18 protein-coding genes are annotated in these 20226 nt (G+C 60.7%); 9 read left to right on the forward strand and 9 right to left on the reverse strand.

Annotated features, from left to right (window positions below; genetic code table 11):
* Positions 1–329: 329 nt before the first annotated feature.
* Positions 330–1571 carry an exodeoxyribonuclease VII large subunit gene (gene xseA / locus SH809_21025; protein ID MDZ4702207.1) on the reverse strand — a complete coding sequence of 414 codons (1242 nt, stop codon included), beginning with the start codon at positions 1569–1571 and terminating at the stop codon, positions 330–332.
* A 149-nt stretch (positions 1572–1720) separates the two neighbouring features.
* On the opposite strand from xseA, the gene SH809_21030 reads away from it, so the two are divergent.
* Both SH809_21030 and SH809_21035 read left to right on the forward strand, forming a co-directional pair.
* On the forward strand, positions 1721–2191 hold the full coding sequence (locus SH809_21030; GenBank protein MDZ4702208.1) for a low molecular weight protein-tyrosine-phosphatase: 471 nt from the start codon (positions 1721–1723) through the stop codon (positions 2189–2191).
* A 629-nt stretch (positions 2192–2820) separates the two neighbouring features.
* Positions 2821–3351 carry an SET domain-containing methyltransferase gene (locus tag SH809_21035; protein MDZ4702209.1) on the forward strand — a complete coding sequence of 177 codons (531 nt, stop codon included), beginning with the start codon at positions 2821–2823 and terminating at the stop codon, positions 3349–3351.
* Here SH809_21035 and SH809_21040 read toward each other — a convergent pair.
* Positions 3323–4012: an HAD hydrolase-like protein gene (locus SH809_21040; GenBank protein MDZ4702210.1), complete on the reverse strand. Its 690-nt coding sequence runs from the start codon at positions 4010–4012 to the stop codon at positions 3323–3325. The genes SH809_21035 and SH809_21040 overlap by 29 nt on opposite strands.
* 617 nt (positions 4013–4629) lie before the next feature.
* Here SH809_21040 and SH809_21045 point away from each other — a divergent pair.
* Positions 4630–5238 carry a T9SS type A sorting domain-containing protein gene (locus SH809_21045; GenBank protein MDZ4702211.1) on the forward strand — a complete coding sequence of 203 codons (609 nt, stop codon included), beginning with the start codon at positions 4630–4632 and terminating at the stop codon, positions 5236–5238.
* A 151-nt stretch (positions 5239–5389) separates the two neighbouring features.
* Entirely contained in the window at positions 5390–5539 is a 150-nt protein-coding gene (locus SH809_21050; GenBank protein MDZ4702212.1) for a hypothetical protein, read from the forward strand.
* Between the two features lie 80 nt (positions 5540–5619).
* On the opposite strand, the gene SH809_21055 is transcribed toward SH809_21050, so the two are convergent.
* The 3 genes from SH809_21055 to rfbB form a co-directional block, all read right to left on the reverse strand.
* Positions 5620–6096 (reverse strand): dTDP-4-dehydrorhamnose 3,5-epimerase family protein, encoded by a 477-nt coding sequence (locus tag SH809_21055; protein ID MDZ4702213.1) that lies wholly within the window; start codon positions 6094–6096, stop codon positions 5620–5622.
* Between the two features lie 404 nt (positions 6097–6500).
* Complete coding sequence (locus tag SH809_21060) at positions 6501–7253, reverse strand: sugar phosphate nucleotidyltransferase (protein ID MDZ4702214.1); 753 nt, start codon at positions 7251–7253, stop codon at positions 6501–6503.
* A gap of 109 nt (positions 7254–7362) precedes the next feature.
* The gene (gene rfbB / locus SH809_21065) at positions 7363–8439 is read right to left on the reverse strand and encodes a dTDP-glucose 4,6-dehydratase (protein MDZ4702215.1); all 1077 of its coding nucleotides are present in this window, start codon (positions 8437–8439) and stop codon (positions 7363–7365) included.
* A 308-nt stretch (positions 8440–8747) separates the two neighbouring features.
* Between rfbB and polA the strand changes: the two genes are divergently transcribed.
* The 3 genes from polA (at position 8748) to SH809_21080 (ending at position 13972) form a co-directional block, all read left to right on the forward strand.
* On the forward strand, positions 8748–11549 hold the full coding sequence (gene polA, locus SH809_21070) for a DNA polymerase I (GenBank protein ID MDZ4702216.1): 2802 nt from the start codon (positions 8748–8750) through the stop codon (positions 11547–11549).
* A 176-nt stretch (positions 11550–11725) separates the two neighbouring features.
* Positions 11726–11899, forward strand: coding sequence for a hypothetical protein (locus tag SH809_21075; GenBank protein MDZ4702217.1), 174 nt, complete (start codon positions 11726–11728; stop codon positions 11897–11899).
* Between the two features lie 18 nt (positions 11900–11917).
* Positions 11918–13972 carry a DUF5916 domain-containing protein gene (locus tag SH809_21080; GenBank protein MDZ4702218.1) on the forward strand — a complete coding sequence of 685 codons (2055 nt, stop codon included), beginning with the start codon at positions 11918–11920 and terminating at the stop codon, positions 13970–13972.
* 67 nt (positions 13973–14039) lie between these two features.
* Here the strand turns inward: SH809_21080 and SH809_21085 are convergent, their stop codons facing one another.
* A complete protein-coding gene (locus tag SH809_21085; GenBank protein ID MDZ4702219.1) occupies positions 14040–15587 on the reverse strand; it encodes a PA14 domain-containing protein in 1548 nt (515 codons plus the stop codon).
* Positions 15588–15838: 251 nt separating this feature from the next.
* Between SH809_21085 and SH809_21090 the strand changes: the two genes are divergently transcribed.
* Positions 15839–17164 carry a pitrilysin family protein gene (locus SH809_21090; protein ID MDZ4702220.1) on the forward strand — a complete coding sequence of 442 codons (1326 nt, stop codon included), beginning with the start codon at positions 15839–15841 and terminating at the stop codon, positions 17162–17164.
* 74 nt (positions 17165–17238) lie between these two features.
* Positions 17239–18522, forward strand: coding sequence for a pitrilysin family protein (locus tag SH809_21095; protein ID MDZ4702221.1), 1284 nt, complete (start codon positions 17239–17241; stop codon positions 18520–18522).
* On the opposite strand, the gene SH809_21100 is transcribed toward SH809_21095, so the two are convergent.
* The 3 genes from SH809_21100 to SH809_21110 all read right to left on the reverse strand — a co-directional run bounded on the left by SH809_21100 (position 18506) and on the right by SH809_21110 (position 20226).
* Complete coding sequence (locus SH809_21100; GenBank protein ID MDZ4702222.1) at positions 18506–18697, reverse strand: PspC domain-containing protein; 192 nt, start codon at positions 18695–18697, stop codon at positions 18506–18508. The two genes, SH809_21095 and SH809_21100, sit on opposite strands and share 17 nt — an antisense overlap.
* 143 nt (positions 18698–18840) lie before the next feature.
* Complete coding sequence (locus tag SH809_21105; GenBank protein MDZ4702223.1) at positions 18841–19473, reverse strand: PspC domain-containing protein; 633 nt, start codon at positions 19471–19473, stop codon at positions 18841–18843.
* Positions 19474–19611: 138 nt separating this feature from the next.
* Positions 19612–20226, reverse strand: a complete 615-nt coding sequence (locus SH809_21110; GenBank protein MDZ4702224.1) for a 5-formyltetrahydrofolate cyclo-ligase — start codon at positions 20224–20226, stop codon at positions 19612–19614.

The following is a 20226-nucleotide window of genomic DNA, read 5'->3' on the forward strand; positions in this document are numbered from 1 at the left end:
TCGGTATCAAGGACGAAAATTCGGTGAAGGCTACAGCGAATCCGTCGAAATGTCAATCGTCGTGGAGCGATAGGGTGGATCGCGTGGCGGGTGGATACGCGAACGACTCGTTTTACGTTACACCGCGCGTCCGGTTCGATGACTAACCAGCGTTGAACGTTAAACCGTTGAACCTTAAGAGACTGTTGAGATTTGTGTATTTCATAAGGAGCAAGTCATCCCCGCGCAGGCGGGGACCCAGAAAAATGCCAGTTTGATGGCTGGATCCCCGCCTTCGCGGGGATGACGATGCCTTTGATTGTGGAAATCTCAACAGTTTCTAAACCATTTCACGTCTCATCATCAAGATCGACCACCCGGGCGGCTTTTTTACCGTCCCAGAAGCGCAGCGTGAGGTCGCCTTCTGGCGCAACCTCGCCTGCGGAGAACAACCGCCGGCCCTCCTGTTCGACGACCACATAGCCCTGGCGGAGCGGCCGCGAGGGGTCCAGCAGGGTCAGGCGATGGTGGATCGAGGCGAGGCGGGTTTGTTGGAGGGCGATGGCGCGAGGGGCGGTGCGCTGGAGCCGGCGGGCGAGTTCGTCGATTCGCTGGCGGTGCTGGTCGAGCAGGTACACGGGTTGGCGGAAGCCATAGGCGTTGACGAGAGTCCGAAGGCGTTGCCGGCCCTCGTCGATCCGTTGCCGGAGCAGATCCGCCAGCCGGCCCTCGACACCGCGCAGGAAGGCCTGGAGCTCGCGCTGGTCGGGCGCGACGATCTCGGCGGCCATCGACGGCGTGGCGGCGCGGACGTCGGCCACGTAGTCGGCGATCGTGAAATCGGTCTCGTGCCCCACGGCGCTCACGATCGGGATGTCGGAGGAAAAGATGGCGCGCGCGAGGATCTCCTCGTTAAACGCCCACAGGTCCTCCGCCGAGCCACCCCCGCGGCCGACAATCAGGACGTCCGGCCGGAGGGGGTCGTCTGGCGGGATGCTGTTAAAGGCGGCGATGGCCTCGACGATGGTCTCGGCGGCTCCGATGCCCTGTACCTGCACCGGGCAAACGAGTACTTCGAGCAGGGGATACCGGCGTTCGAGGATGGAGAGGAGATCCTGCAGGGCCGCCCCGGAGCCGGAGGTGACGATCCCCACCCGCCGCGGGAACGCCGGCAGCGGCCGTTTCCGGCCGGCGTCGAACAACCCTTCGGCGGCGAGTTTCTCCTTGAGCGCGTTAAACGCCTGCTGCAACGCCCCCTCGCCCCCCAGCCGCAGCGCCCGGGCGACGACCTGCAGGTCTCCGCGTGGTTCGTACACCGACGCGCGACCGTACAGCTGGACGAACATCCCATCCTGTGGCTGGAAATAGACGGCCCGCGCCTGCTGCTGCCACATCACGCACCGCACCTGGGCGTCGGCGTCCTTGAGGGTGAAGTAACAGTGCCCGGAGGTGTGCCGCTTGAAGTTCGACAACTCCCCTACGATACACAGGTCGCCAAACGCTGTCTCGATATGCCGACGCGCCTGGCCGATGAAGTCGGATACCGACCACACGGGCGTCCGGCCGGCTGTCGCTCTGGGTGGTTCTGCCATGGGTTACCTGCTCGTGATGAAGATGGAAACAAAACGCCCGCCGCGGGTTCTGGCTCCCGGGAAGGAGTTACGGGTTGGCATGTTACAAGTTGGCAGGTTTCGTAACATCAACCAACTTGCCAACCTGTAACCAACACACCTGCAAACCTATGCCCCGCATCCTCTTCGTCTGCATGGGCAACATCTGCCGCAGCCCCCTCGCCGAGGGCGTTTTTCGCCACCTCGCGCGCGAAGCCGGCCTGGAAGATCACTTCGAGATCGCCTCGGCCGGCACGGGCGACTGGCACGTGGGCCATCCGCCCGACCGCCGGATGCGGCAGACGGCCACCCGACACGGGGTGTCGCTCGAGGACCAGCGGGCGCAGGTGGTGACGCCGGCCCATCTGGATACGTACGACCTCATCCTGGCCATGGACGCCCAGAACCTGCGCTACCTCCAGGCCATGGCCCGCCGGCCCGAGCATCACCAGAAACTCGCGCTCTTCCGCACCCACGACCCCATCCCCGGCGACGGCGCCGTCCCGGATCCGTATTATGGCGACGCCGATGGGTTCGAGGAGGTGTATGGGATAGTGCACCGCACGGCCAGGGCGCTTCTTCAATCGCTGCGCGATGAATGAGCGCCGTTATAAGATGTAAACTGCAAGGTTTAATGACGTCTGATGCCTTTCGCCTGCCCTGCCTTTAAACCTTAAACCCCGAACCTTAAACCTTCAGCCATCCCCATGCTCCACCCCTGGGAGGTCCCTCCACTCCCGCATCGGCTAACGCCGCTGCGTTTGGTTGGGATGACAGGCCTGGTATTTAGAACACCACTCGGCGCCAGGGTGGATACCTCGTATCGCATGGGTTACAATTCGATGTGGAGTTTGACGGTGTGGGTGTCGGGGAAGCGCCGAGTGGTGTTTTCAGCATACGGCCTGTCATCCCGACCGCACGCGTGGGCGCCAGCCGATGCGGGAGCGGAGGGACCTCATTGGAATGGGCAGTGTTCTGGCCGAGATTACAGTGCATTCTTTCAGAATTGAGCGACCTGCGTAAACGAATGCAGGCCGCCCTGCCCTTAAACCTTAAGAAACTGTTGAGATTTGCGTATTGCACAAGGAGCAAGTCATCCCCGCGCAGGCGGGGACCCAGAAAAATGCCAATCTGATGGCTGGATCCCCGCCTGCGCGGGGATGACTATGCCTTGGATTGTGGAAATCCCAACAGTTTCTAAACCCCGAATCTTAAACCTTCAGCCATCCCCATGCTCCACCCCCACATCATCGTCCGCGAAGGACCCCACGGCCTGGGCCTTTTCGCCTCGGCGCCCATTCGGAAGGGCGAAATCACCTGGGGGGCGGATGCAGGGTGGGACAGTCCGGATCGGTTATTCACCGAGGCGGAGATCGCGATGTGGCCCGAGGAGCGCCAGCGGGCGTTTTTCTTCCACTCTTACAAAGTGGACGACACCCACTGGGTCGGTGGCGACCAGGAGGAGGATCCGTCGCTCTACATGAACCACGCGTGTGACCCGAACACCTGGTTCGTGTCCGACACCCGGATGGTGGCGATGCGGGACATCGCCGCCGGCGAGGAGATTACCTACGACTACGCGACCAGCCAGGACGAAGACACCCTGTTCGACTGTGCCTGCGGCTCGCCGGCCTGCCGCAAACGCGTCACCGGACGCGAGCACCTGGAGCCCTGGTTCGCCGAGCGATACGCCGGCCACACGCTGCGGCACATCGCGGAGAAAATGCCGGACGTTAGCTCGCCAGCACCACCTGTTCGATAAACGCGTCCGCGTCGCTGAGGTCCTCCAGCATCAGATCCGGGCCGTGCGAAACGAGGAAATCCCGCGTGTGGTGCCCGGTGCAGACCGCCACCGAGAACACATTCAGTGACCGGCCGCAGAGGATGTCGTGTTTGGTGTCGCCGATGATGACGACGTCCTTGCCCTCGAAGCGGCGCGACGTGTGTGCCTCGGCGCGGTCGAGCGCGAAGGGGGTGAGCTGGTAGCGGTCGGCATGGTCGCTGCCGAAGGCGCCGAAGGGGAAGTACTCGGCCAGTCCGATGGCGCCGACCTTTAGGTAGGCGGTCGGCTGGAGGTTGCCGGTGAGGAGGGCGAGCTGCACGTCATCGCGCTCCGCCAGGCGTTTCACCAGCGTGTCCACGCCCGGGAGCATGGTGGTATCGCCGGGTGTGATGAGATCGGAGAAGTGTTCGACGAACAGCGTCAGCGTTTCAGTGAGCAGCCCCTCGACTTCCGCATCCGGGACGCCGTTGAGGAGCAGGATATCCCGCATGATCTGGGGATCGGTGCGGCCGGAGAAGTCGACGCCCTGCGTCGTGACCGGCCGGCCGATGAGGTGCTGGATGCTCCGTTCCATCGCCCGCCGGCCGACGCCGCGGGTGAAGAGCATGGTGCCGTCGATGTCGAACAGAAGGAGTTTCATGCCGTTGCGGGTGGGTGTTGAGATCCGCCCCCAACGACGCGCGGGGGGAAAGGTTGCCCGCGCCAGACCTTTCGGGTCTTGGAGACCCGAAAGGTCTCCTCGACGTAAAACCGAGCGGCTGTAAAAACTTAATAGGCCGGCGTCTTGCTTTCTGCTGGGAGGGGGGAGTATTATGTTAGGTAATGCAACATACTGTGCCTTATCTGTACTCATGTCGTTTCGGGACAAAGGAGTAGATAACTTCTCATCTCTCATTGTATTCTGTGACCCATGCATCCCTGCGAATGAGAACAATTATACGATATGCCCGATCACGGCCCATCATAGCAATTATGGTATGCTTCGCTGGTTGTTTAATATCACAAAGCGCCATATCACAATCAGGCCAGGTTCCTCAATTCAATCCACAACGATGGTTTCCGCTTGAGCTAGGGAATTATTGGCACTACCTTAGTGAAGATGGGTTTGGCAATACAACAGACGTTATACTTGCAACAACGCGCGATACTGTAGTCGGAATGGCAAGATGGACTGAAATTGATACAGCATACTGCGGTGTAGGCCCATTCTGCCCGAAGCCTCCACTCTGGTATCACTTCACCACAGACCACTATCTCTTGCTCAATACGAAGCCTGACCTCGTTTCGGCGGACACGGTGCTCATCACGACGCCACATTCCGTATTCCTTGTCACGGCGTGGACGGATACGCTAAAGACTCGGCGAGCCTTCGATCCCGTGGTTGTAGAGCTTTTGGATAATCCGGATGGTCAGCCAGAAGATTCAACAAATTTTTTACTGTCCATTTATGCGGATGTCTTATTCGAAGGCCAGTACATTTACCAGATTGGAAAGGGGGAAGGGCTCGTCGGTGCCCTGGTGAACGGACGGGAGTATGCGGACACCGGACTTATTCGAAATGTCGTGTTAACCCAGTCCGCTCCACGGCCAAGTTTCGATGAGGCCTCCGTAGATGTGTACCCTAATCCATCGCACGGAAATAGAACATCTATCGTTGTGCAGTCCGGAGAAACAGGTTTGTACCAGATTGATGTTTATGACACCCTCGGGCGGTACCTGTTTAGATCGATGCAGCTCATGCCTACCGACCAGCGCTGGAATGTAGAAATTGAGGAACGGAGTAGTATGACTTCCGGTGTTTATTTCATTCGACTGAGCCGTGATGGAGTGCCGCTCAGAACTCAAAATTGGGTTGTAGCTCCGTAGCAAGATTGGTTAAACGGTATGTTGAATAAGCAGCTTTGTAGACCTCAGAATATTGGTAGTACCGCCAAGGGTTTTAGCCGGAGAATACTAATGAAACATGTAATTGTTACTGTAGGGATGATCATGATCATTGCCACACCTTCTAGCGTAAGTGCGCAATCAGCTGGGGCATTACAGCGCCTATTCGGTGACGTTTGATGCCGGCCGGCTCTCCAGCGGCATCTACCTCGTCCGCGCCCGATTCGTGGCGGGTGACGGCCGGATGGAGACGCAGAGCCGGACGCTGACGCTGTTGAAATAAGGCAAAGGGTAAAAGGTAAAAGGCAAAACAGTGTTTCTTTTTCCTTTTCCCTTTTGCCTTTTCCCTTTTGCCTTGCCCCCTCACTCCATCACAAACCCCGACCCCTCCCGCTCCTCGTGGCGGATTTCATCCACCGGACCGCGTTTGCCCTCGCCGGCGTACAGCCGGTTCGGGCAGTTCACCACCAGCGCGTCGACTTCCCCGATGTTGCGGTAGGCATGCACCACGCCGGGCGGGACGATGGCGATGATTGGATGGGCCTCGCCGACATCGATAACGGTGCGGACGCCGTAGGTGGGCGACGCCTCGCGGGCATCCCACAGGTAGAGGCGGAATGTGCCGCTGTAAAAGAGGAAAAGGTCCGTCTGATCCACATGTTCGTGCGGCCCCCGCGCCACGCCGGGGCGGGTGAGGGAGAGGTACCCCATCGCCGGGTGGAGGCCCGCCGGCAGCTCGTCATGCCGAAAAAACTCCCCCAGCCAGCCCCGGGAATCGGTGAACTTCCGGAGGGGAGTTAGGGTGATGCCGGCGATGGCGCCGTCGGTCCAGGAGGTCATGGGAGGTGAGATCGGATATTGCTCGGCTTAAGGAGGTCTCTCCGCTTCGTCGCCGGCAAGCCGTCGACTCCGGTCGAGATGACATTTTTTTGGGGGGCTTGAGTACTGCTTTCGCATAAATCGCTACTCATGCGAATCAGGAGTTGAAAAGGTTGAACCAATGGTTCCTACTACTCGGTTCGTCATCCCCGACCCCGATCGGGGATCCATAAAACAGTTGAGAATAGCTCACTTGCTGTTCCTTGCTCGCAACTTCGCCATCAGTGAAGCTCGCATGGTTCCCCGCTTTCGCGGGGATGACGGGATTTTTGATGAATTTGAATTGTTATGTGGCCTGAAACCACGGAAAATATGTAATCCAACTCCTGATTCGCATTACTCGCTAATCGTCTATTCGCTAATCGCTACTCTCCCAGCTCTTCATACACCAGGTCCCGCGCCAGCTCGTTGGCCTCGTGCCACCCCTCCAGCGTGCCGGCATCGCCCCACCAGCCCTTCAGGACGCCGTGCGTGAGCCGGCCCTGGCGCACGTAGGCGCTGCTCACATCGCTCACCTCGTATTCGCCGCGGGCGCTCGGTTTGAGGGCGCGGATGATGTCGTACACCGTGGCGTCGTAAAAATAGATGCCGGTGACGGAGAAATTACTCGGCGGCTGCGCCGGCTTTTCGATGATCTCGATAATCCGCCCGTCCTCGAACCGCGGGACGCCGTAGCGCTCGGGGTCATGCACTTCTTTGAGCAGGATCCGCGCCCCGCCGCCGTCACGCGCGAGCTGATCCCGGTACGCCGCCACTTCATCCGTGATGTCCTCGGCGAGGATGTTGTCGCCCAGGATCACCAGGAACGGGTCGGCTCCGGTGTATACCTCACACAGCGCCATGGCCTGGGCGATGCCGCCGGGTTCGTCCTGCACGCGGTACGTGAGGTCCAGCCCCAACGCCCGGCCGCTGCCGAGGAGGTTGACCACGTCGCCCATGTGTTCGGGGCTCGTGACAATCGCCACCTCGCGCACGCCGGCCCGTCGGAGCCGCATCAGCGGGTGGTAGATCATGGGATACAGCCCCACCGGTAACAGGTGCTTGTTCGTAACCTTTGTCAGCGGATAGAGTCGGCTGCCAGTCCCGCCGGCGAGGACGATGCCTTTTAAGGGGTTCAAATTGGTTGGCAGGTTTCAGGTTGGCAAGTTGGCAGGGGATACGGGTAACAGGTGGCACATGATTGCAGTATAATAACCTGCAACCTGAAAACCTGTAACCTGCAACTACCTACCTCCCGTGGTATTGCCTGGTGTAATACTCCAGGTACGATTTGTCCACAACGGCCGCAAGCCAGTCCTGGTTTGCCAGGTACCAGTCGACCGTCCGTCGCAGCCCGGTTTCGAGGGTGTGGCGGGGTTTCCAGCCCAGGGCCTCGGTCAGGCGCGCGTGGTCCATCGCATAGCGGAAGTCGTGGCCGGCGCGGTCGGTCACGTAGGTGATCAGGCGCTGGCTGGTGCCGGCGGGTGAACCCGTGAGTTCATCCACGAGATCCAGCAGGAGCCGGACGAGTTCGATGTTGGGCCGCTCGCTGTCGCCGCCGATGGCGTACGTCGCGCCCGTTTCGCCATGGAGGAGGATGGTTTCGATGGCCTCGGCGTGGTCCTCCACATACAGCCAGTCCCGCACATTTTTCCCCTGGCCGTAGACCGGCACCGGTTTTCCGTGCAGCGCGTTGAGGATAAACAGCGGGATGAGCTTCTCGGGAAACTGGTACGGGCCGTAATTATTCGAGCAATTGGAGAGGACAACCGGCAGCCGGTAGGTGTGGTGGTAGGCACGCACGAAATGGTCGGACGCCGCCTTGGAGGCTGAGTACGGCGAACGGGGGTCGTAGGGGGTCGTTTCGCTGAAGGAGCCCTCGTCGCCGAGGCTGCCAAAGACCTCGTCGGTGGAGACGTGGTAGAAGCGGTAATCGCCCCCGTCCGTCCAGTGCCGGCGGGCGGCCTCCAGCAGCGCCATCGTCCCCATCACGTTCGTCCGCGCAAACGCCAGCGGGTCCAGGATCGAGCGGTCCACATGCGACTCCGCCGCGAGGTGGATCACCGTCGTGAAGCGGTGTTCGTCGAACAGGGCATGGAGCGCCTCCAGATCCCCGATATCTCCCTGCACGAAGTGGTAGTTGGGCGCCGTCTCGATGGCCCGCAGGTTCGCCAGGTTGCCGGCGTAGGTGAGTTTATCCAGATTGACAAACACCACCTCGGGATGCCGTGGCACCAAGTGAAGCAGCAGGTTGGACCCGATGAAGCCGGCGCCGCCCGTCACCAGGACGCGCTCTGGGCGATGGGTTGTATTCGTCTGTCGCAAATTCCTTTTCCAGGCGTCATCCCCGACCCCGATCGGGGATCCAGCCGACTTGCAATTCGTCTGGATCCCGCATCGAGTGCGGGATGACAAGTTTACATTGGGAGGATTCTGGCCAAAACATAGGTGACTCTCCAACGACGCTAGCCCGGTTCGGGTTCGGTGCCTGCCGCAGGCTTAGAACGGGGATTCATCCGGCTTGCAATTCGTCTGGATCCCGCTTCAAGTGCGGGATGACGAGAGGGCGATTCGCGAAATCCCACGGCCCCTTCGTACATTGCCTCCCCGTTCCACTCGACCAAGCTTCCGCCGTGGCCACCAACAACACCCTCTACCTTCTGGACGCGATGGCCCTCGCCTATCGCTCGCATTTTATCTTCATCAGCCGGCCCCTCATCAACTCCAAAGGACAGAACACCTCCGCCACCTACGGCTTCGCCTCGGCGCTGTTGAAACTCATCGAGGACCACAAGATCGACCACATCGCCGTCGTGTTCGACGTGATGGGCGAAGGCGGCACCTTTCGCGACGAGCTGTATGGCGACTATAAGGCGCACCGCGACCCGCCCCCCGAAGAACTCCTCGCCAACATCCCGGTCATCAAAGCCCTCGTCCAGGCGTTCGACATCCCGGTCGTCGAACGGGAAGGGTTCGAGGCGGATGACGTCATCGGCACGCTGGCCCGCCTCGCGGAAGCGGACGGACAGAAGGTGGTCATTGTCTCTCCCGACAAGGACTTCCAGCAGCTCATCTCCGAAAAAATCACCCAGTACCGGCCGGCGTACCGGGGCGAGGAGTTCGACCCGATCACGCTCGAACGTTTCCGCGAGAAATTCGGCGTCGAGCCCATCCAGTTTATCGACATCCTGGCCTTGATGGGGGATACGGCCGACAACGTCCCCGGCGTGCCAGGGATCGGCGAAAAAGGGGCCATCCAGCTCGTGCAAGAATACGGGAGCGTCGAGGCGCTCGTCGAACGCGCTCCGGAGATCAAGGCCAAACGGGCGCGCGAAGGGCTCATCGAACACCGCGAGGCGGCGCTGCTGAGCAAGAAGCTGGTAACGATCGTGACGGATCTGGATGTGGATCTCGACTGGCACCAGCTACGCATCGAGAAGCCAAACCTCACCGAGATCGACCGGATCTGCCAGCTCATGGAATTTGGAGGCCTCCGTGAAAAACTGCTCACGAAGGCCCGGATGATCCTCGGCGAAGAAGACGCCGGCACCCTGTTCGCCCGGCCGAAAGCGCCGGCGGAGCCCGAGGTGGGGCAGACCCTCTCGCTCGACCTCGGCGCGCCCGAAACCCTCCGCCGCCACGACCCCGCACGGGCCCGCTACCAGATCGTCCGCAACCGGCAGGAGCTGGAGGGAGTGGCGAAAACCCTCGCCGCGCAGCCGCGGTTCGCCTTCGACACCGAAACCACCTCCGTCGACGCCATGTCCGCCGCGCTCGTCGGGATGTCGTTCGCATGGGAGGCCGACCAGGGCGTCTTTATCCCCACGCCGCTGCCCGACGGTACCTCGACTCCAGATATCCTCGCCGTTATTGGTCCGTTATTGCAAGTTAAAAAAGAGAAGATCGGTCACAACTTGAAGTACGACATCACGGTATTCCGCCGGCACGGGGTGGAGGTGGTGGGGCCGTATTTCGACACGATGATCGCGCACTACTTGCTGGCGCCAGACGAGCAACACGGGCTCGACTTCGTCGCCCAGGCGGTCCTCGGCTACAAGATGATCCCGATCAGCGACCTCATCGGGACCGGCAAAAACCAGATGTCGATGCGCGACGTCCCGCTCGACCAGATCGGGCCGTATGCCGCCGAGGATGCGGATATCGCCCTGCAGCTGGCGGACATCCTCGCGGCGGACCTGGACCGGGAAGACCTCCGGAAGATCGCCGACGGCATCGAATTTCCGCTGATGGATGTCTTGGTGGAGATGGAGATGACGGGCGTTCGCGTGGACCGCGACGTGCTTGCCCGGCTTTCGAAGCAGATGGAGATCGACATCGCGGCGTTCGAGAAGCAGATTTACGAGGCCGCCGGCGAATCCTTCAACATCGGCTCGCCCGTTCAACTCGGTGTCATCCTGTTCGATAAACTGGGCCTGCCGGTCATCGAAAAAACGCCGAAGGGCCAGGCCTCGACCCGTGAGCGCGTCCTCGAGGAGCTGGCGACCGAACATCCGCTACCGGGCCTCATCCTGGACTGGCGCGAGCTGGCCAAGCTCAAAAGCACGTATGTCGACAGCCTGCCCGAGCTCGTCAACCCCGAGACCGGCCGGATCCACACGAACTACAACCAGACGATCGCGGCGACGGGCCGGCTCTCGTCCACCAACCCGAACCTCCAGAACATCCCCGTCCGCACCCCGCAGGGCCAGGCTGTCCGCAAAGCCTTTATCCCCATCGAAGGCCATGTGTTGATGGCGGCGGACTATGTCCAGATTGAACTCCGCATCCTCGCTCACATGAGCGGCGACCCGGGGCTCAAGGCCGCGTTCGAGAAGGGGGAGGACATCCACACGGCCACCGCCGCGCTGGTCTATAAAATCCCCATCGACCAGGTGACGAAGGACCAGCGCCGGAAGGCGAAGGAGGTGAACTATGGCATCCCGTACGGCATCTCGGCCTTTGGGCTCGCCCAGCGGCTGCGGTGCCCGCGTGCCGAGGCGCAGATGCTGATCGACCAGTACCAGCAGGCTTACCCGGCGGTCGCCGGCTTTCTGGCGGCCCAGGTGGAAAAAGCCCGTGAAAAAGGGTATTGCGAGACGCTGCTCGGGCGCCGGCGGTATGTCCCGAACATCAACGCCCGCAACCGGAACGAACGTTCCTCCGCCGAGCGGATCTCCGTCAACATGCCCATCCAGGGCACCCAGGCGGACATGATCAAGCTCGCCATGATCCGTATCTACAACCGCCTCCACGCCGAGCAACGCGCCGCCCGGATGATCCTGCAGGTGCACGACGAACTGGTGCTCACGCTTCCGCCGGCGGAAGTGGATGCGATCCGGGGACTCGTAGAACATGAAATGGTCAATGCGCTGCGTCTGGATCTGCCGATCGAGGTAGACATCAACGTGGCGAACAACTGGCTGGATGCCCATTGATCCGTTCAGCGGACTCGAATAAATCGAAAAACGCGCCGTACGGATGTAATAAAACGCCTCTTGAATACCGGAACCCGGGGTGTATTCTCTTTTGCTTAGCCCGAGACGCGCGATGGCCGGGAAAAGCCTGTGGGGAGAAGCCATCGCGTGGCCTTACGGTACCTTCATATAAATTGATGTCGAAATTTGTTGTATTTCTGCTGCTGTTGAGCGTGACCGGGCGACATGTGGGAGCTCAGGAAGTGGGCGGGGTGCTGGAGATCACGCGCCTGACGGAGGCCGTTAACCTGGACGGAGTCGTGGACGAGGCGGCATGGGACGCCGTCGCACCGCTGCCGCTTACCATGTAAGAGCCGAGCTTCGGTGGGGTGAAAACCGAACACACGGAAATCCGCATTGGATACGACGATCAGTTCCTGTATGTATCGGGAAAGATGTTCGACTCGGAGCCGGCCGGCATCCGGGCGAACTCCATGTACCGCGACCTGTACAGTGGGGACGATACGTTCGCGCTGATCGTGGATACCTTCAACGACCGGGAAAACGCGTTGTGGTTCATGACCACACCCAACGGCATCCGGCTCGATCTGGCGATTTCGAACGATGGTGAGATGGGGGGCGGCGGCACGAACCGAGCAGCGCCTTTCGGGCGCAACGTCAGCTCAAGCTGGAACACCTACTGGGATGTCGCCACCACCCGAACCGCCGAGGGCTGGTTCGCCGAAATGCGTATCCCGTTTTCAAGCCTCGGTTTCCAGGACCGCAATGGCGTGGTAGAAATGGGCATCAGCGCCCACCGGTATATCGCGCGTAAAAACGAACGCCACGTATTTCCGGCCGTACCGCCTAATTGGATGCAGGCCTTTCTAAAACCCTCCCTGTTCCAGGCTGTCCGCCTCCGGGGCGCTCGTAGCCAGCGGCCGCTATACGTAACGCCGTACGCCGCCGGCGGGCTCTCGCAGGTGAATGCCCTTAATCCGGACGGAACCGCGTACGTCCGCGGCGATGACGCCACCGGGGACGTGGGGGTGGATCTCAAGTATAACCTGACCAGCAACCTCACCCTCGACCTGACCGTTAATACCGATTTCGCGCAGGCCGAGTCCGACGACGAGCAGGTGAACCTCACCCGGTTCTCGCTGTTTTTCCCCGAAAAACGGCAATTCTTCCAGGAGCGAGCCGGCCTGTTCGATTTTCGAACGCAGGGCCGCGACGACCGCCTCTTTAACACCCGCCAGATCGGCCTATACGAGGGCCAGACCATCCCCATCATCGCCGGCGCACGCATGGTGGGCCGGGTAGGTAAGTGGGATATGGGCCTCATCGACATGCAAACGGCCCGGCACACCCTGCTGCCGTCGGAGAATTTCGGGGTGTTCCGGTTCCGGCGGCAAGTGCTTAATGCCAATTCGTACGGGGGCGGCATGTTCACCTCACGCCTCGGAGAAGATGGCAGCTCGAACTACGCCTACGGGCTCGACGCGATCGTACGCGTCGGGGCAGCCGAGTACATGGAGATCAAGTGGGCGCAGTCCTTTGACGACTCCACCAACAACGGCCGCGGGTACGCCCCTTCCCAGACCGGATACGGGCGCGCCCGGATCGAACGACGCGGAGTGATTGGCCTGTCCTATATCGCATTGGTAACCTGGCAGGGGGCCGACTTCAACCCGGGCATCGGGTTTGTGTCGCGGACCGACTTCGTGCAGCCCTTTTTTCGGGTGTCGTATGGCTGGTTCGCCGGCGAAAGCTCCCGCATTCGCTCGCTGCGGCCCGGCCTCTTCGCCAATACCTATGTACGCAACGCCGACGGCGTCCTCGAGTCGGGCATGTACCAGGCCGAATTCGAGATGCTCATGAAGTCCGGCGATATGCACACGTTACAGATCGAAACCGCCTATGAAGACCTCCGCGAACCGGTCGATTTTCCTGAAAATACCCTGGTACCCGCCGGTGACTACCTCTATCCGTCGGTCCAGTGGGAATTCCGGATGCGTGACGGCAGTCTGCTCCGCACCAACGCCCAGGTGACGGCCGGCGCGTTTTTCGACGGCTGGAACGTAGGCATCCAGGCCGAACCTACCTGGAACGTGTCGCGCTTGCTCGAGTTGGGGGCCACCTACCAGTTTAACCGCGTTCGATTCCCCGAGCGCCAGGAGGAGTTTTATGTTCACCTCGCCCGCGTGCGTGCACAACTCGGTTTCACGACGAGGATGTCGCTGAGCACCTTCTTGCAATACAACACATCCACGGATTCTTTTACCAGCAATTTTCGATTCCGGTATAACTTCCGCGAGGGGAGCGACCTCTGGCTGGTGTACAACGAAGGACGATTCACGGACCGCTACGCCGTGACGCCTATCTTGCCTGAACTGGACTTCCGGACAGTGCTGGTGAAGTACACGTACACGTTTATCCGGTAACGAAAGGGGGATTGATGGTCGATTGTTCATGGTCGATGGCAGAAAATCATCCATCAACCATCTCCCTTCACCCATCCGTACATCCCGCCTCGACCGGGAAACACGTCCGCAGGCCGGCGACGAATTGCAGGATCAGCGCGGCGTCAAACGCAGATACGTCGCCATTTCCGGATACATCACCCACGGCCAGCGAAGCCGGCTCGAGCAGGATCTGCCCGACGGCGTGGATGAGAATCTGTGAGGCGTCCAGCGCGGAGATCGTACCATTCAGCGACACATCGCCCAGCGCCGGCCCACCGCCTCCGCCTGCGTAGAAGAAGGCCGTGGCCGGGATCTCGGTTTTCGAAAAGCCCGGTCCGGCCCAGCTGGTGGATAACGCGGCGTCGCCGGTGCGCTCGAAATAGCCGACCGTGATGGCGTGCAGGCCGGCCTTGAGCCCGATCGTTCCGCTGCGTTCCTGAATGGACTGGATGCTGTCATTGTCCACCACCAGCCGGTCCCCGATATACATTTGGCTACCGTCGTCGGAGGCGGTGTAGAGCGTGTACTGGCCGTCGTTAGGGGCGTTGAGGTAGCCGGTGAAGCGGAGGAGGTAGCCGTCGGCGATGATCGACTCGTCCAGGTCGATGTCATCTGTCACACCCGTCGCGACTGGCGTCAGAGCGTCGAAATCCCCCAGAAAATCCCAGGTCTGCTCATAATACTCGAACGCGATGCCCTGCACGGCGCCGGCCGGGTTTTCGGGCTCGCGCAGGTCGCCCACCGTCCCTTCGTTCTTGTACGTTGCCGTGATAGACACGTCAAACGCCGGCATCGTGAGGGTCGTCGTCGCGGCCAGGGCGTTGGCGAGGTGCGTCGTGGCGCCGGTCCACCGATCGAACACCTGGTCGGCCGGCGCGGCGTCGGCGCGGACCGTGATCGTCGTTCCCGGCGGGTACGTGCCGTCTCCCGTGCCATTTACCACGGTGAGCGAGCCGCTGCCGCCTCCGGCGCCTTCTTTTGGCGATTCCGGGTAGGTGAGATTCTCGGGATCGGAGACGCCCGAGCTTTTGTAAATGTGGATGCGGTCCACACGGAAGTTGTTCGAGCGGCCGGACAGATAGACGGTGTTGACGCCGGCGGCGAGATCAAACAACGGGCTGGTGAACACGCCGCCACTGGGCTCCATTACGGTGTGGAACGTGAATCCCTCGTTCATGCGGCCGCTCGGGTGAACGGCTTTGTCCCAATCGCCGTCGTTCACCTTCAGCCAGCAGTCGTTTTCCTGGTCGCCGGCCGGCGCCCCCAGATGCGACATGCGGAGCTTGACAAAGTACTCGCCGGGATCATCCACCCGAAACGAAAGGGCGAGCGTCCCGTTGCCGGGTGTGTTCAGGGAGTTCGGACCGTCATATCGCAGATAGCCACTTCCGGTGTGGCCGGCCTCGGAGGACTCGATTACCCATTGGCCCGTCAGGGGCAGCGACTCGGCCTGCACCACTACAAGGCCGTTCTGCGGCAGATACACCGCGCCCTGGGCGAGGGTGTAGCGGGGCCCGGCAACGAGGGCAACGAGCGCGAGAAATAGCGCCGGCAGGCGGCTGGCGAAATGTGAAGCGGATGGCGTGAACGTCATAGGGCTGTACGTGGGGGATGGGGCGGAAAGCAAAAAGGCATTACCCAAGGAATATGCCAGATCCTACCAAAAACATAGTTATGCGCCAAAAGCGCATGCCGCGATACGCCATACCTCCCGACTTTCGACCCGCGAGACCCCTGGCGGAGGTTTGCCGCCTTCAGCCGTCCGACGGAAACAGCGGCGAGAGGCTTCGGTTAGACGACAGGAATCTCCCCATCCCTGTTTCGATCTCACGCTGAACCGGATTCATGTCCCACTCTTCCCATGACGCGCCCACGCCGCCGGCCGGGTTCCGTTTTGTCGAAACCTCCGGCGGCGTTTCGCACTACGTGCTGGATACCAATGGCCTTACGGTCCTCGTCCTGCCGAACGCTGCCGCGCCCGTGGCCACGTTCATGATCACCTACCTGGTAGGCAGTCGAAACGAGTCGATTGGAACTACGGGCGCCACCCACTTCCTCGAACATCTCATGTTCAAGGGTACCGAGCGCTATAATAAAACGGCCGGCCTGACGATCGACCGTGCCCTCCAGCGCGTCGGCGCGCAGATCAATGCGACGACCTGGAACGATCGCACGAACTACTACGAGTTGCTGCCGCGCGAAAGCCTCGGCCTGGCCATCGACATCGAGGCGGATCGGATGCGGGGGGCGCTGATCGATCCTGTTGAGATGGAACATGAACGTACTGTTATTTTGAACGAGTACGACCGGGGGGATAACGAGCCGTTTCGGAAGTTGTACCAGACGGTCTGGAGCCTTGCCTACCTTGCTCATCCCTACCATCATCCGACGCTCGGCTGGCGGTCCGACATTGAGCAGGTGACGCCGGCCGGCCTCCGCCAGTTTTACGACACCTACTACTGGCCGAACAACGCGGTGATCTCTGTCATCGGAGATGTGGATACCTACGACGTGCTCCGCCAGGTGGCGGAACGCTTCGGCGCCATCCCCGCTTCACCACATCCCATTCCCACACTTCGCGTCGATGAACCTGAGCAGCGGGGCGAGCGGCGTGTCGTCGTCAAAAAGGCCGGCGAACTCGGCTCCCTCATGCTCGCCTACAAAGCTCCCGAGGCCCGCCACCCGGACGCCGATGCGCTTGACGTCCTCTCGGTGGTACTTGGCAGCGGCAAACGAAGCCGACTTTTCCAGCGGCTGACGGATCGTGGCCTCACCACCAATGCTTCCGCCTCGATGACCTCGTTCCGCGACCCCGGGCTGTTTTCCCTGTACGCGTTTCTGGCGCCAGATTATACCCACGCGCAGGTGGAGTCCGCTCTCCGGGAAACCATCGCTATCCTCAGGAAGGATGGGGTCACCGAGGATGAACTGGCGCGCGCAAAAAGTGTTATGCACGCCCACGAAGCGTTCGGCCGGGATGGTCCGTTTGCGGTTGCCTCTCACCTCAACGAAGCCATCGCCGCCGGCGATTGGAAACTGTATACCTCGTACATGGAACGCGTCAACCAAGTGACAACGGAAGACGTTCACCGTGTCGCCCAAACCTATCTGATCGACGACCGCTGCACCGTCGGATACTATGTACCGGAAGCGGGGGAGAGTGGCGATTAGCGATCAAGAAGTAGCGATTATCGATTGGAATACGACCTGTTTTTCCTTTTCTCTTTTTCCTTTTTCCTTTCCCCATGCGTTTTCAAGATAGGATTCACGAGCATTCCATCGGGTCGGGCAAGCTCTACACGTTGCAGACCGGGATCGAGGACGTCGTCTCCTGGCGGGGAGTGATTGTGGCGAATCCGGTGTTTGATCGGGGGGATGAGATGCTGATGCATCTCCTGGTCGCGTTGCTGGATAAGGGCACGAAGCGGCGGGATCGATTCGCCATCGCCGATGTGCTCGAAAACCGCGGGGCCCAGCTGGGCTTCAACGTCAGCGGGTTGCGGATCGGGTTCTGGGGGCGCGCGCTTAAGGGAGATGTGTCGACCGTTCTGGGCGTCATGGCCGAGCAGTTGCGGGAGCCGTTGTTTGACGCCGATGAATTTGAGAAAGCCCGGCAACGGCTTACGGCGTCCGTGCGTCGTGGGATGGAAAGCACCGGGCATCAGGCTTCGAGCCAGATCCTGCGCCGGCTTTATCCGCCGGCCCACCCGAACTACAGCCTGTCGTCCGAGGAAGAGCTCGACCAGTTGCGGCGCGTCCAACGCGAGGAGGTGATCGCGTTTTACGAGCGCCATGTGGGCGCGAACGAGCTGCTGATGGTCATGGTGGGCGACCTCGACGAGGGCCAGGCGCTGAACGCCGCCCGCGAGGGGCTCGAGTCGTGGGAGGGGCGCCCGACGCCGGCCGGTTATGCTGCAGAGGCCCATCCGACAACTGGCGGCGCCCGCCTCGTGCATGCCATGCCGGACCGCATGAATCTGGATGTCCGCATCGGCCACGCGCTCCGCCTACGTCGCGATTCGCCCGACTACGCGCCGCTGTATCTGGCCAATCACATCCTGGGAGGCAACTTTTCATCTCGCCTGATGGACATCGTGCGGGACGATATGGGCCTCACGTACGGTATCCACTCGACCATTGCAGGAATCTCCTCGCGGTACGACGGCCACTGGAACATCTCCGTCACCCTCAGCCAGGAAAACCTCGAGCGTGGCATCGCGGCCACCCTTGCCGAGGTGACCCGTTTCGTGGACGAGGGCCCGACCGCGCGCGAGTTAGAAGAAAACATCACCACGATTACCGGCTCATACAAGGTCAAGCTTGCCACGACCGGTGGGTTGGCCGATGCCATCCTGGGAGGGCTAAAGATCGGGGCCGGGACAGGGCATCTGGACGCTTGGCCAGAGCGAATCGCGTCGCTGACAGAGGCCGAGACGCGCGCGGCCATCGCCCGGTATTTTGCGCCCGATCACTTCGATGTCGCCATCGCCGGCACCCTGCCCGACAGGAGCGTTATCCCTCCGGAATAACCACCGCGAGGATGATGTAGAGGATCAGCCCGGGAAAGCCCACCATGATGAAGCTGAGCAGCACATAGGCCACACGCACCAGGGTGGGGTCGATTTCAAAATAATCCGCCAGCCCGGCGCAGACGCCGGCAATCATCTTGTTGTCCATCGATCGATGGATTTTTTTTTCGCTCATGGTCCGCCTCGTTTGCTTGGGAAAGCGATTAAAAGTCAAAAATTGGACATTACAGACGATGATTGATCAGGTAACTGCCCAATCATCGTAATTTCCACTTTCCACTTTTCACTTTTCACTTTTCACTTTTCACTTTTTAGTGATCATCCCTGATCCCGAATGATGGTGATCTGTTTCTCCCGGGGGCGGGATTCGGGCTTGGGCATCACGGCGGAAAGAATAAGGTAAGCCAGGAGGAAGCCGCCTTCGGTGACGATGGTACCGATCACAAACGCGATGCGAACCAGCGTGGGGTCGATGCTGAAATATTCCGCGATCCCGCCGGCAACGCCGGCCACCTTTTTATCACGCGACTTCCACAGTTTCCGCTTCTCCTTTCCGGTGACCTCGGGGGGCGCCTCGGTTTCGATGGTGCGGCTGGCTACCCGGACCTTGACCTTGCTCTTTTTCTTTTTCGGCCGCCACGAGAGCACGCCGAAGCCGAGCAGAATGATCAAGATGCCGGCCAGCCAGGGCAACATGCCCACGAGGGCGTCCAGGTTCGGAAAGCCGATGCCCTGCCACCCGAGCTCCTGCAGAATGTAGGCGATGCCCACGAGAATGAGCGAGAGGCCGGCGACGGTCGGGAGGTTAAATATCCCCTCCTTCTTTTTGGGCTCGTCCTCGAACAACAAGCTCTCCAGTTCCTCATCCGACAGCTGTTCGAGGTTCAACTCGTTGTTTTCGGATCCGAAACTGAGATGGTCTTCGTTCTGTTTTCGTGTGCGTGTCTTCATGGTACAGGTTGCTAAACAGGTACCCGGCCGTTACGAGGCCGATGACCGGGATGTTGCGTCGATTTTAGGAGGGGTGTTACGCATCGACGGGAGTAGAGACACAAAACATCGTGTCTCCGTACAGCCCACGCGTAACGTTCACTCAAGAACGCGGAGTAGACGACTTTCCGTCGCAAGATACGAAACCGGGATGTCATGCGGTTCATGGGGTAGTAGATCAACCACACACGCATCGAATACCGGACAGACGACCGTCGCACCGAGGCCGGCCAGGAAGCTATCGTAATATCCTTTTCCATAGCCCAACCGAAAACCCAGCAGATCCGCTCCAAGCGCTGGCGTCAGAACCAGGTCGATCGCCTTATCTGGAACGGTTTTGCCCTCCATGGGTTCATGCACGCCCCACGGACCCGGTTGGAGCCGATCTTCGCCTTCAAAGAGGCGGTGTGTCATACGGGGCGTCATACGGGGCGTCATAACGGCGCCCTGGCTCGATGTGACCGCCGGCAGCAGAATTTGTTTTCCGGCACGGTGGCCGGCGAGCAGAAGCGGGCGAATATCGATTTCGCCGCGGTGGACCATCGGCCAGTAGGCATGAATACATCGAGCGGACCGGTATGCCGGCAAGGCCTCGATGCGTTCGACAATGGCGGCTGAACAGACGGCGTGGGTATCGGCGCTCAGACTACGCCGATAGGCATCAAAACGGGCGCGATAGCTGTTTTTTTCGTGCTGGGCTGTGGAGGTCGTCAA

It is taken from the genome of Rhodothermales bacterium (assembly GCA_034439735.1).
GTDB lineage: Bacteria > Bacteroidota > Rhodothermia > Rhodothermales > JAHQVL01 > JAWKNW01.